Below are 12,834 nucleotides of genomic sequence, written 5' to 3' on the forward strand. Positions count from 1 at the left end.
GCTGACTTTATGAGTTCTCGCTATGAATATTCAGCGCCCGGCGGGTGCGGCCAGAGCTGAGGTATTCCGCGATATAGTCCTGGGAAATCTCGCCGTTATAGCGCCCGTCCTCATCAACAATCGGCATCCAGCTGGTATTACTCTCATAAAGGCGGGAGAGCACCACGCGAAGGTTGTCCTCCGCCTTGCCGGTCATGCGGAACGGATGGATCAGGTCGGCGCAGGTACCGGTGGCATGACGCGCTTCCCGGCGCTTCACAAAGCCCAGCGGCTTGCCGTTTTCATCCACCACGGTCACCGCGCGGATATCGTTATCGTCCATCGTGGCGAAGGCCTCAGGCAGCGGCGTGGCCGGGCGAACCGTGATCGTCGGCTGCTGGTCCGTCACATCTCCTGCAGAAACCAGCAGCAGGCGCTTCAGGGTACGGTCCTGGCCGACGAATGAGCCGACAAACTCATTCGCCGGTTTAGCCAGCAGTTCGTCCGGGCTGGCGCACTGGACAATTTTCCCCTGACGGAAGACGGCGATGCGATCCCCCAGCTTCAGCGCCTCGTCTATGTCGTGGCTGACCAGCATAACGGTCTTTTTCAGCTTGCGCTGCATCTCCAGGAACTGGTTCTGGATCACCTCGCGGTTAATCGGGTCGACCGCGCCGAAGGGTTCATCCATCAGCAGCACCGGAGGATCTGCCGCCAGGGCGCGGATCACGCCGATACGCTGCTGCTGGCCGCCGGACATTTCGCGCGGATAGCGGTTGAGGAACTTATGCGGATCCATCGCCACCATATCCATCAGCTCTTCGGCGCGGGTTTTACAGCGGGCTTTGTCCCAGCCCAGCATCCGTGGCACCACGGTGATGTTCTCTTCGATGGTCATGTTCGGGAACAGACCAATCTGCTGGATCACATAGCCGATGTTGCGGCGCAGGGTGACGGTATCCATGTCGCTGGTGTCCTGACCGTTAATCAGGATTTTGCCGCTGCTTGGGGTAATCAGGCGGTTAATCATCTTCAGGGTAGTGGTCTTGCCGCAGCCGGACGGGCCGAGCAGGACGCACATTTCCCCTTCGGGCACGTTCAGGTTAACGTTATCCACGGCCTTAAAAGTCTGGCCCTGTTTCTGTGAAAATTGTTTGGTGAGGTTTTCCAGTTTTATCATTATCGAATCCCCTTTGGAGTCAGAACGATCTGCAGACGGTGCAGTAACCAGTCGAGCACAATCGCTAAAAGACAAATCATCAGCGCACCGGCAATCAGCATACGAATATCGCTTCCGCCAATGCCGTTAAGCAGCAGCAGGCCCAGCCCGCCAGCACCAATCACCGCGGCAATCGCCATCACGCCGATGTTCATGACTACGGCGGTGCGGATACCGCCAAAGATCACCGGCAACGCCATCGGAATTTCTACCCAGCGCAGACGCTGCCAGAAGGTCATGCCGATGCCGCGACCCGCTTCGCGCAGGCCCGGCGGCAGGCTGTCGAGGGCGGTGTGGGTATTACGCACAATCGGCAGCAGCGAGTAGAGAAACACCGCCGTAATAGCGGGCAGGGCACCAATACCCTGACCTATCATGGAAAAGAGTGGGATCATCAGGCCGAACAGGGCAATCGACGGGATGGTCAGCACGATGGTGGCAATCCCCAGCACCGGCGTCGCCAGCCATTTGTGGCGCACAATCAGAATGCCCAGCGGCACGCCGATAATAATGGCTAAGCCCACGGCCAGCGCCACCAGCCACAGATGTTGCAGCGTCAGGGTTAACAGATAGCCCCAGTTATCAATAATGTAATGAACCGTATCCATAGCGCCTCCTTACAGCAGCTGCTTGCTACGCAGGAAATCACGGGCGACCTGCTGCGGTGACTGATGATCGATATCCACCTTCTTGTTCAGCTCGGTGATAACGTCGTTGTTGAGCTGGGCGGAGAGGGTATTCAGCGCCTCTTCCAGACCCGGGTTAGCCTCCAGGGTGTCCTTACGCACGACCGGCGTCACCGCATAGCTCGGGAAGAAGCCTTTATCATCTTCCAGCACCTTCAGGTCAAAACCCTTCACGCGCCCGTCGGTGGTGTAGATCAGCCCGGCATCGACAAAGCCGTCGCGCACCGCGTTATAGACCAGACCGGGATCCATCTGGCGGATCTGCGGGCGATCCAGCTCCAGGTTGTAGGCAGCCTGCAGCGGCTTCATGCCGTCGCTGCGCCCGGAAAACTCGAGATCGAGCCCCAGCAGCCAGTTGTTATCCGGGTCGGTTTTACGCACCTGCTCAACCTTCGCCACCAGCTCCGACATAGTGTTGATATGCTCCACCTCGGCGCGCTTACGCTGCATGGCAAAGGCGTAGGTGTTGTTCATGTCAGCAGGCTTAAGCCACACCAGGCCGTGCTTCGCATCCAGGCGTTTCACAGTCTCGTACGACTCCTGCGGCGACATGCGTTTGTTGATGTGGTTAAAGATGATCAGCGAGGTACCGGTGTACTCCCAGGTCATATCGATCTGCTTGTTGATCATCGCGTTGCGGGAGATGACAGTCGCAATGTTGGTCTGGGGCTGAACCTGAAAGCCTTTCTTTTGCAGATACTGCACGGTCATGGCCGAGAGAATATGCTGCTCGGTAAAGCTCTTGGTCGCCAGAATCAGCGGCGCGGCGAGCGCCTGGCTGGAGAAGAGCGCGGCGGCGCACAGCGCCGTCAGGCCGGTAAACAGTCTCATAGAAGCTCCTTGTTATAATTATCGCGCGAGATGCGGGCTCATCAGGCGACCCAGCGCCGCCAGCAGCGTATCCAGAATCAGGGCGAACAGGGCGGTAGCCGCAGCACCCAGGATCAGCGTCGGGAAATCGTTCAGGTAAATACCCGGGAAAATCAGCTCGCCGTAGCTGCTGGCGCCGATCAGGAAGGCCAGCGGCGCGGTACCGACGTTAATCGCGGTAGCGATGCGGATCCCGGAGAGCATCACCGGCCAGGCGTTGGGGATTTCCACCTGCCACAGACGCTGCCATTTGGTCATCCCGATGCCGTTCGCCGCTTCCAGCAACGACCCCGGCACGGAGCACAGCCCGGCGTAGGTGTTACGCACGATCGGCAGCAGCGAGGCCAGAAACAGGGCGATGATGGCAGGGGTATCACCAATGCCAATCACCACCATCGCCAGGGCCAGAACGGCCAGCGGCGGCAGGGTGTTACCGACGTTAAAGATCTGCATCACGTATTCGGCGATACCTCGCGCGGCCGGACGGCTCAGCAAAATACCGCTCGGGATACCAACCAGCAGGGCGAAGAACATGGAGGAGAAGACTAAAATCAGATGCTGTTGTCCGAGATAGACCAGGTCAACCTGGCGCGCTTTGATCGTCTCCAGCCCAATTCCCCAGACGAGGAGGGCGACAACCACGATAATCGCGCCGACAAAAAGCAGCGAACGTTTGAATAATGGATGCATTGCGATGTGTCTCCCTGTGCGCATGCGTTATAGCAACCACCGGTTGCCTGTTGTTATGCCATGATTCGGCAGGGGTATTTGAGCTATAGCAAGGGATTGGGAAGGGTTCCAGCGAAGCGGTAAAATCAGTAACCCTATGAAAACAGGGGTAATCATAGTTTAAGCCTTATGGGATAAGGCCTGGTCAGGGGGAGGCAGAATAGTCTTAAAGATATTCTCATTAAGTGACACTGTCACTTAATGAGAAGGCAAGTCTGTTATTTGCTGAGCGCAGTGCGGACTTTTCGCACACGTAGCGAGGTGCTGATGATGGAGAAAGCAGCCACGAAAACCAGCATGAGCCCCAGCGCCAGCATCGCATTGAAGCCAAACCACCGGAACAGTATCAGCCCGGCAATACCCCCGGTGATGAATGAGAAGAGGGTGGTGAGATGGGTTTTGAGCTGGCTTCGTTGTGCTGCGGTATCTTTGGAGTAATCCCGGCGCAGCATCGCCACTACCACCGAGGCCAGCGAAATGCCTGCGTCGGTTAACGTGCCGGTAATGTGCGTGGATCTTACCCGTCCGCCGGAAAGCTGGGTGGAAGTTGAGTTATGGATCCCCATCAGGCCGCAGAGAAAAACAATAATTTCCCGATTGGTGGTGAAGGTATGAAAATACATTTCATACAGAGACACACCGGCCAGTAATAGCCCTTCAATAAACAAAACCTGACAAAAAATGAGCCGCACATTCTGAATGATGCCCCATAAAACGATAATTCGGGCAATAATTGCTCCCGTAACAAACGACAAAATAATGGTGGCAAAGAAAATAATATCGTTCAGATCCGTTGAGGAGACTTCACTGGAGAATTGCGAGGTATTGCCGGTCATATGGGAAGGAAAAAACCCGAATGCCCCCAGCGCAATGGCATTCAGTAATCCTGCGGAGGTGGCCAGCCAGAGGGCAAGCCGGCGATCCTCCTGATGCGTTCGTTCTTTCTTGAGTTTAATCAGCAAAGAATACCTCCGGTTTGAGCTTTGCCTGAATAATCAGGCTAGCAAAGACAATTCACGGGTTGTCCAGGATAGCGCTTAATTATTACGGCACCGGAGGTCCGGGTGGATTTAGTAATTAATTAAAATAACCTTGATAAGAAAGTGATTATTAAGCATCGGACACGGCAGGCTCACATCATTCCATTATTGCCGTGGCGTAAAAACGCCGGGCGTTGGTTTAAACGGTCAAACCAGGCCTCGATGGCGGGCACATCCGGATGATCGAAGGGCGTCATCTTCCAGCGGTTTACTGACAGCCCCAGCACCACATCGGCGAGGGTAAAGGTCTCGCCCGCCACCCAGGCCCCGGTGCGTTGCAGCTGCTGCTCAAGGATCGCGATATGGTGATTCCACTCTTTAATCCCGGCCGCTATCCGCGCGGGATCGTTAAAGTCCGGGTTTTTGCGCCCCAGGGCCGGGAAGACGTAGCGCCAGGCGTTGTTGAACTCGGTCGCCTGCCAGTCCATCCAGCGCTCGACGTTGGCGCAGGCCTGCAGATCCGTGGGGAGCAGATCGTCGCGCCCGGCTTTACGCGCCAGATAACGGCAGATCGCATTGGATTCCCACAGCACAAAATCGCCTTCGATCAGCACCGGTACCATAGCGTTCGGGTTGAGCGCGCAGAAGGCGTCCGTTTCCGTCGAGGTAAAGCCACTGCCGTAGTCTTCCTGAAGATAGTCCAGAGCCGTTTCTTCGCAGGTCCAGAGCACTTTGCGCACGTTAATGGAGGTGGTTTTGCCGAGGATTTTTAGCATGGTGCAGATGTCCTTTGTCGGGTGAGTTAATAACAATACAGCAGTTATGCAGGAAGCTTAGGGCAAATTCTGGTGGGGAAGTGGTGACGTGCGGTAAGTAATGATTTATGCAATAGTTGAAACACAATGGAAGTATTAAGAAAGGAGTAACGATGAAAAAAGTGTTGGGATTATTATTTGTCTTATTGCTGGCAGGCTGTTCCACCCCCGGTAAACCCGCTTTCTTTTATACCTGGACGCAGTACCGTACGGGGATTGATATCAATCTCCCTAAAGAGCCTAAATATAATGACTCCTTTCATGGGACGTTACGCCAGGACGATGATGGCGAATATGCCCTGATTGTGATCTATAACGGCGGCAACGTTGTAAGCCAGTTCGGCTATGTCACCAAAAACACGCTTGAAAGCTGGATTAACCTCTATTCCGGATTCCTGAAATGGGATCCCAAAGATACGGCAGCGACAACCAGATTCACCGTCCCGGATACAGACTCGCTGACGCGCAAAGAGTACGATATTGAATATCGCCTCGTTCAAGGGAAAAAGCTTTTTGTCATCAATAAACACAGCTCTGATGCCCTGTTCACCGATTTCTCCGAGATGTCGATGGATGAGGCGAACGTGGCCAAAGCGCTGGATGTTTATGTAAACCTGAGAACAGTGCTCAGGTAGTCAGGCTGGTTAATTGTCCATGGCGTTGTAAGCTGTTGCCGGTCATTCAGAGCGCGGAGCGGACATCAGCCCCTCGCTCAGAATCCTCTCCGCATTACGCGGGGAGGTTCGCTTAAGGCTAATAAATAATCAATCATGAAAGATATCGAAGCGTTACGCGCAGAACTTCTCAAAATAGGTGAGCGAATTGGAGGGGGGATAAGGCCCAATTATTACTTCATCATCCCTGACGGACCTGATGGTATGGCAACGCCCTATCTGGAAATTCATGGTCAAGAATATCACTTCATTGTCAATGAAAGAGGTATCGAAATAGCGCGTAAAGTGACGCTGAGTGACGATGAGATTCTTTACTGGTTTGTTGAATGTGGCGTGGCTGGTTTAGCGGCAGAGTTTGCAGCCTTGCACAGCTCACCGGGCAAGGCATTCAGGGAGGTTTATTTCCGGAAACAATACAGTTTAATGCTTTCCATTAAACCTGAATGGGCGACAAGGAAACGCAAAGAATTTTCAGAAATTCTTAGTGCTTAGATCCGCAAATGTCATTACGTTAGTCTGTCTGCGTAAAAAGGACCGTTACCATTGCAAAAGCATCAAACGGCCCTGTGCTACTTATGGGTCATGGCGTGATGAACAGGCTGATTGCAAGGGTACTCCTGTCGCGATAATGCAATTAAAACAGATATTTAAAACGCAGGCGTGCGCCGTAACGCGGTTGGTCATTAGCTTCTTCTTGTGCTGTTGAATTAAGCCAGGAGGTGTAAGCGCCAAGGTAAATGTTGAAATTGGGCATATTCATAATATTGGGTAATTGCCAGGAGGTGTGGATAGTATGGATATCGTAATTTCCAGGCGCGAGTATTGCGCATTCGTTATCACACTCACTGTTTAATCCGGATATATTGAATTCGGAAATCTTGTTATGAGCATAAATATAGCCTAACTCAACGCGGTGCCAGAGCGCATTGACCCCTACGCTAAAGTCTTTTTCGTCTTCTGCATTCATATAAGCAGTGCTCATATTAACCACTACACCATCTTGCGGATTTTTTTGCAGGGTATTCCAGTTCATGGTTAAACCATATCCTGTGCGCTCCGATTGATCGTGCCACTTTCCGTCAGGATCTTTATAGCCGTAAGCGTTGTTGACAAGGTTAGTTTCCATAGCAGCCGCCACAGAATAGTCGCCTGAACGCCAGGCAATAACCGGGCGGACGTAAACCACATTTTTTTGATTATCGAGTTCAGTTCCGTGATAACGCTGGTCTACGTAAAGTGAACTGCCATCCTCTACCAGTGTATTCACCTCCAGATACCAGTTATCTGACGTTTTACTGAATAGCAGATTCCCTCCGCTGTTACTGCGCCCACGCGCCTCTTTCATCATGTAGATGTAGCCATAACCGTCGCTATACAGGTCATTAGCTGTGTTTCCAGAGTACTCGATAAAGGTGTCCTGGTTGAGGGGGAACATATCATAGGCTTCAAAGCGCCCAACCTTAACTAACCAATCTTGCTGTTGTCCAAAGAAGAACGCCGCATCATCAAGGTTCATTTTCCCATTCATATCCGCCAGCGGTTGGGCAGTAAAACCGGCAAACTGGTCATTCGATGAACGTTGTATACCGTCAATGCTTAATAGAATACGTCCATTGATATCCCAGCGTTCTTTATCGCCCGGCGCCCAGTTTTTATTCGCGCTGGTTTTTGCCGATGTTAAACTACCGGTGCGGCTGGCACCATCAAGATTAAACTCCACGTCACCATGGAATTTTAATTCCGCATCTTTATTTAAAGTTAATTTAGGTACGTCTGTTTGCTTTGCTGAATTTATATTATTTTCATCTTTCCTGGCTGATGCTTGTTTTAACGCTGCTATTTCTGCCTCTGCGCTATAAGCGCGATTTTCTGCATCCTGTAATCGTTGTTCAAGCACCATAAAGCGCTGTTCAATAGTTAACGGTGTCTGGGAAAAAACGGAGGCCGAGTATAAGCCGGCGCAGAGCACCGATCCGGTTGTTATTTTCATCGAATCAAACCTGTATAATTTTAATGATGCCGACGCGTGACGCCGCAGGGTAATTACTACGGCATTTATTTATATTTATTTCTTTATTCCAGATGCCAGGCACCACACTCCGTGAATTCGGCACGTCCTGACCAGGCAAAGAGACTCAACATGCGTGACTGCGGATATATACGGCTGCTCAGACAGGCTTCGCCGTCATTGACGAAAACTTCCACCGACGAGCTGTCGAAGAATATCCGCAGTTTCAGCGTTGCGGAAGCGGGGAGAGGAATGCTCCGTTGCCCGCAAAGACCAAGCTCCGGATAATTGCGCTCAAGCACCAGCCGTTGTGCCTGGTTATCGACATACAAGCGCATACCGTCCTCCAGTGCGATACCGTATTGTTCTGCATCACAGGCGGCCAGTTCCCACTGCAAAATGACTTCCGTTGTTTCGCAGTGATTCATCACTGGCAGCATTTTGTTGCTCAGGGTGCTGACGGGCCAACTGAACCAGTGCTGGCGTAGGTTTTCCAGCTCTCTTACAGGACGCATTTGCAGGCGATTATCGGCAGTGAGTGTCAACTCTCGTGGTAACGTCAGCATGCCTGACCAGCCGTCTTGTTGTTCCGGCATTGGAGATCCCCACATGGCCATCCAGCCCATAACGATGCGACGGCCGTCCGGGGCAAGAAAGCTCTGCGGCGCATAGAAATCGTGTCCGTGGTCCATCTCCCGGAACGCGCTCTGTTGCACGAAAGGGGCACCCGGTTGCCACTGCCCAACCAGATATCCACTCTGGAATAAGTTACGATTTTCATATCCCTGTGCCGCCATTCCCTGCGGCGAGAACATAAGTATCTGTTTGCCGTTTAGGGTAAAGAAGTCCGGGCACTCCCACATAAAGCCCATCTTCTCGTCCGCTTCGGCCAGAATCCCCTCAGCTTGCCAGCTTCGTAAGCACTCTGAACGATAGAGCCTGACCTGCCCGGTATCACCCACGCGCGCGCCGACCACCATGTACCACGCTTCGCCTTCCTGCCACACTTTCGGGTCGCGGAAATGATGCAGTCCCGCAGGAGTGTCAATAACCGTCCCGTGACGCGCAAATTCGATGCCATTTTTGCTGGTTGCCAGACACTGCACCTGGTACAGGTTGTCGTCACTGCTCAGATCGCCGTGAAATTTATGGCCGGTATAAATCAATGACAGTTCATCAGCGTTCACTACCGCAGAACCCGAGAAACAACCATCTTTGTCTTCTGGCCCAACCGGTGCCAGCGCCACCGGCAAATGTTCCCAGTGCAGCATATCGCGGCTGCGCGCATGCCCCCAGTGCATCGGCCCCCATTCCGGGGAGTAAGGATGATGTTGATAAAACGCGTGATACCACCCGTCAAACCAAACCAGCCCGTTGGGGTCATTCATCCAACCCGCTCGCGGAGCAAGATGGTAACGTGGATACCAGCGAATGTTCAGTTGGTCTTGCTTTTCGTTCAGGGCCTTCTCAGCATTGGCAATCAATAACGTCATAACAACTCACTCCTGAATAATTCAAATGGGGGAGGTTGCGATAGCCGCCCGCCGGATAAGGACTTATTGCCTCGTAAAAAGAAAATCGAAAGGATCATGTAGAGTGGATAAGCGATAACGTCATCCGCCTTTTTATCTGTTATTCCAAAGAAAAATTCCGGATGACGCTACGCTTATCTGGCCTGCCTTAGCGCAAGCGGTACTTCATAATTAAGACGGGCAGAGCAAACAGCAATGTCAAAAGATTTGCCGCGCTAATAGCCAAATCGTTAATTAATAGCCCATATAAAAACCACATCATCAGTCCGCAAACGAACATCGCGTACATCAGGCCGGAGATGCCTTGCGTATTGCGTGTGGAAATCACTTTTACCGCCTGGGGCAAGAATGACAATGTTGTCAGGCTTGCCGCTATGTAACCAATTACAGATATCCATTCCATGGTTACGCCTTCGCGTCTGATGTTTTCGTCATGCTGATGCTGGATGATTGCGTTTCTACAGGCGCTGTGGAGTGACGATATTTATCCAACAGGTGGATCTGTATTTTTCTCAGCATATCGCCATTAAGTTTGTAGAGGCGGAAGTAGAAGATCAGGGTGATCAGGAAGAAGAGCGCCGGAAGCGCAATCATGATGAACTGCATACCGGTTACGGTGCTTTCAGACTGCGCAACATTTGGTACGTAACCTATGATGCCAAGTATCAGGGAGATAAAGAATGCAGAAAACGCCGAGCCTCCTTTAACCACCATCGTTTGAACCGAATAGGCAATGCTTTCACACCGAACGTTGAGTTTGTACTCGCCATAATCTACGGTGTCCGCCACCATAATGACCTGTAGTACCCAGAACAAGGCTGTCCCTACGTTCAGCAAAATTCCGGCAAGGGAAATTAACCACACATTGTGATACCCAGCCAGCGCTATCCAGAGCAGTACCCCACCGCCAAAAATCGGTAGCACCGATGCTCCCGCCCACAGTAAGCGGCGTGACAACGCTTTTACCAGTCGCGGGAACAGGATCAGGGTTAACAGGTTTGCTGCCCCCGAATAAGACATGTAATAGGGGAAGAGGCTGGCGTCACCTATAACGTAGGTGAAGTAATAAATCGCGAACCCCGTAATAATGTTTGCTGCGATGTTGTAAGCCAGCGCCATACCCAGCAGGCAAGAAAGCTGATCGTTTTTATAGATCAATGCCACTATGGCCTTTAAGCTGAGGCGGCTACTGTCTTCGGTTGCATCACTGTCTGACGAGTAGACCTCTTTCACGTTGCGTAACATGATGAGGGTTGAAGCAATAAAGAAGGCTATCAATATAAGCGTAAACATCTGGAAGCCGAAACCTCGGTCTTCGCCGCCGATATAGTTGATGAACGGTAGCGTAACGCCTGCGGTGATAAACCCGGATAAACTGGCAAAGAAACGTGGAAAAGGTACCAGCTGTTCGCGTTCACGTTTATCCAGGGTAATGGTGGGTACCATCGACCAGAACGGAATATCCATGATTGTGTAGGTCATGCCCCATAGGATATAGGTCACGCAAACGAACACTACCTGCGTTGTGCCTTCAAACAGATGCGCGCTGAACAGTAAAAACAGAACAATCGAGTTGGCTATCGTCCCCACCAGGATCCACGGCTTAAACTTTCCCCAGCGGCTACGGGTGCTGTTGACTATCCAGCCCATGATCGGATCGTTGATAGCATCCCAAATCCTTGCGATTAAAAACAGCGTGCCCACCAGGCCTACCGATAAACCGACAACATCGGTGTAGTAATACATCAGATACATGTAAACGATGCCAATAGCGAAATCTTTACCAAACGCCCCAAATCCATAACTGAGTTTTGTTGTAATTGATATGCTCATATAGGGTACCAGGCCACTGTCACCAGTGCCTTCCTTCTGTTATTAGATATGTGAGAAGCCGGGCATGACGCCCGGCGTACTGGGTTATGCGCGATGAAGCCAGGCCGGTAACCATTCACCGTGTGCTGTAATCAGGTCATCAACCAGGGCATAAATCTCTTCAATTCCGAGGACGGCTGAGGTATGAGGGTCAAGCAGCGTGGCGTGGTAAACGCGGTCGCGATTCTCTGTCAAAATCGCTTCGGTCAGTAAGGTCTGAACATTAACATTGGTTTGCATAAGCGCTGCCAGATGTGAGGGTAGTGTGCCAACACGGGTCGGTTGAATACCATTGGCATCCACCAGGCACGCTACTTCAACACAGCAGCCCTGCGGCAGGTTATCGATAAGGTTATCGTTGCGCACGTTGCCATAGATAACACTCGGCTCACCCGTCCACAGCGCGTTCATAATGGTGCTGGCATATTCACGTGATGGCTTGATGTCAATGCGTTCTGCCGTTTTGTACTCTTCAAGTTCCTTGCGCCAGTTAGCCAGTTGCTCAACACAACGTTTTGGGTACTCATCTAATGGGACTTTGTAACGCTCAATCAGATCTTCGCGGCCAGGCTTAATAAACCAGGGCGTATATTCTGCAAAGTGCTCAGAAGATTCCGTCACGAAATAGCCCAGCTTTTTGAACATCTCGTAGCGGACGATATTTTCACAGCGCGGATTGCCATGCAGATTGGGCTTCGGCGCTTCGCCACTTTCGTAAGCTCTCAGCAGATCCGGATAAATACTGACGTATTCACCCTGATCATTTTTTTTCTCAAGCGAGAGATAAAATGCCATATGGTTGATACCGGCGCAGCGATAGCGCAAGGACGCCGGGTCGATAGATAAATCACGCGCCAGCTCTTCAGCCGTTCCCTGCACCGAGTGGCACAGCCCCACCTGTTTAATCTGCGGGTAGCGTGCATACATAGCCCAGGTATTCATCGCCATCGGATTGACGTAGTTAAGCATCGTGGCATCCGGACAAACTTGCGTCATGTCTTCACAAATCTGCCATAAATGCGGGATGGTGCGCAGGGCACGCATAATTCCGCCAGGGCCTAAGGTATCGGCAATAGTTTGTTCCAGGCCGTGCTTTTTACAGACGGCAAAGTCCGTGACGGTACAGGGTTCGTAGCCGCCAATCTGGAAAGCAACCACAACGAAATCAGCATCCTGAAGGGCTTGTTTCTGGTCGGTATGGCAGGTGATTTTTCCGCAGGCACCTGCGGAGTCCATCAGTTTACGCACTACAATATGTGACTCTTCCAGACGCGTTTCATCAATATCCATCAGGGCGATATGGGCCGATTTCAGCGCCGGGCGATGAAAAACATCTCCGAGAATGTTTTTAACAAAAATCGTCGAGCCTGCGCCGATAAAGGTAATTTTTGGTGCTGACATTTTCTTTCTCCGTGGCATAAGTAAACCCCGTCAGATTGGCATGTCGTGCACCGGTTCTCCTCCCTCTTC

General features: G+C 51.9%; 13 protein-coding genes. 2 read left to right on the forward strand and 11 right to left on the reverse strand.

Features of this window, described 5'->3' with window-relative positions; translation table 11 throughout:
- Window positions 1–7 precede the first annotated feature (7 nt).
- From osmV to GNG27_RS11040, 6 genes are all read right to left on the reverse strand, one after another.
- Window positions 8–1,159: an osmoprotectant ABC transporter ATP-binding protein OsmV gene (gene osmV, locus GNG27_RS11015; RefSeq protein WP_156263689.1), complete on the reverse strand. Its 1,152-nt coding sequence runs from the start codon at window positions 1,157–1,159 to the stop codon at window positions 8–10.
- Window positions 1,159–1,806, reverse strand: coding sequence for an osmoprotectant ABC transporter permease OsmW (osmW, locus tag GNG27_RS11020; protein WP_142489310.1), 648 nt, complete (start codon window positions 1,804–1,806; stop codon window positions 1,159–1,161). Before osmW ends, osmV begins: the two co-directional genes overlap by 1 nt.
- Before the next feature lie 9 nt (window positions 1,807–1,815).
- Window positions 1,816–2,715, reverse strand: coding sequence for an osmoprotectant ABC transporter substrate-binding protein OsmX (gene osmX, locus GNG27_RS11025; RefSeq protein WP_156263690.1), 900 nt, complete (start codon window positions 2,713–2,715; stop codon window positions 1,816–1,818).
- Window positions 2,716–2,733: 18 nt separating this feature from the next.
- A complete protein-coding gene (gene osmY / locus GNG27_RS11030; protein WP_032617901.1) occupies window positions 2,734–3,444 on the reverse strand; it encodes an osmoprotectant ABC transporter permease OsmY in 711 nt (236 codons plus the stop codon).
- A 257-nt stretch (window positions 3,445–3,701) separates the two neighbouring features.
- Entirely contained in the window at window positions 3,702–4,445 is a 744-nt protein-coding gene (locus GNG27_RS11035) for a YoaK family protein (protein ID WP_156263691.1), read from the reverse strand.
- 170 nt (window positions 4,446–4,615) lie between these two features.
- Window positions 4,616–5,239 carry a glutathione S-transferase family protein gene (locus GNG27_RS11040; RefSeq protein WP_156263692.1) on the reverse strand — a complete coding sequence of 208 codons (624 nt, stop codon included), beginning with the start codon at window positions 5,237–5,239 and terminating at the stop codon, window positions 4,616–4,618.
- A gap of 152 nt (window positions 5,240–5,391) precedes the next feature.
- Between GNG27_RS11040 and GNG27_RS11045 the strand changes: the two genes are divergently transcribed.
- A complete protein-coding gene (locus tag GNG27_RS11045) occupies window positions 5,392–5,913 on the forward strand; it encodes a hypothetical protein (RefSeq protein ID WP_156263693.1) in 522 nt (173 codons plus the stop codon).
- A 135-nt stretch (window positions 5,914–6,048) separates the two neighbouring features.
- Window positions 6,049–6,444 (forward strand): Imm63 family immunity protein, encoded by a 396-nt coding sequence (locus tag GNG27_RS11050; RefSeq protein WP_156263694.1) that lies wholly within the window; start codon window positions 6,049–6,051, stop codon window positions 6,442–6,444.
- A 142-nt stretch (window positions 6,445–6,586) separates the two neighbouring features.
- On the opposite strand, the gene GNG27_RS11055 is transcribed toward GNG27_RS11050, so the two are convergent.
- The 5 genes from GNG27_RS11055 to GNG27_RS11075 all read right to left on the reverse strand — a co-directional run bounded on the left by GNG27_RS11055 (window position 6,587) and on the right by GNG27_RS11075 (window position 12,765).
- Window positions 6,587–7,942 (reverse strand): carbohydrate porin, encoded by a 1,356-nt coding sequence (locus tag GNG27_RS11055; RefSeq protein WP_156263695.1) that lies wholly within the window; start codon window positions 7,940–7,942, stop codon window positions 6,587–6,589.
- 83 nt (window positions 7,943–8,025) lie between these two features.
- A complete protein-coding gene (locus GNG27_RS11060) occupies window positions 8,026–9,453 on the reverse strand; it encodes a glycoside hydrolase family 32 protein (protein ID WP_156263696.1) in 1,428 nt (475 codons plus the stop codon).
- 187 nt (window positions 9,454–9,640) lie between these two features.
- The gene (locus GNG27_RS11065; RefSeq protein ID WP_142489319.1) at window positions 9,641–9,895 is read right to left on the reverse strand and encodes a SemiSWEET transporter; all 255 of its coding nucleotides are present in this window, start codon (window positions 9,893–9,895) and stop codon (window positions 9,641–9,643) included.
- 2 nt (window positions 9,896–9,897) lie between these two features.
- On the reverse strand, window positions 9,898–11,325 hold the full coding sequence (gene melB / locus GNG27_RS11070) for a melibiose:sodium transporter MelB (protein ID WP_156263697.1): 1,428 nt from the start codon (window positions 11,323–11,325) through the stop codon (window positions 9,898–9,900).
- 84 nt (window positions 11,326–11,409) lie between these two features.
- A complete protein-coding gene (locus tag GNG27_RS11075; RefSeq protein ID WP_156263698.1) occupies window positions 11,410–12,765 on the reverse strand; it encodes an alpha-glucosidase/alpha-galactosidase in 1,356 nt (451 codons plus the stop codon).
- Window positions 12,766–12,834 lie beyond the last annotated feature (69 nt).

The organism is Leclercia sp. 119287 (genome assembly GCF_009734485.1).
Lineage (GTDB): Bacteria > Pseudomonadota > Gammaproteobacteria > Enterobacterales > Enterobacteriaceae > Enterobacter > Enterobacter adecarboxylatus_C.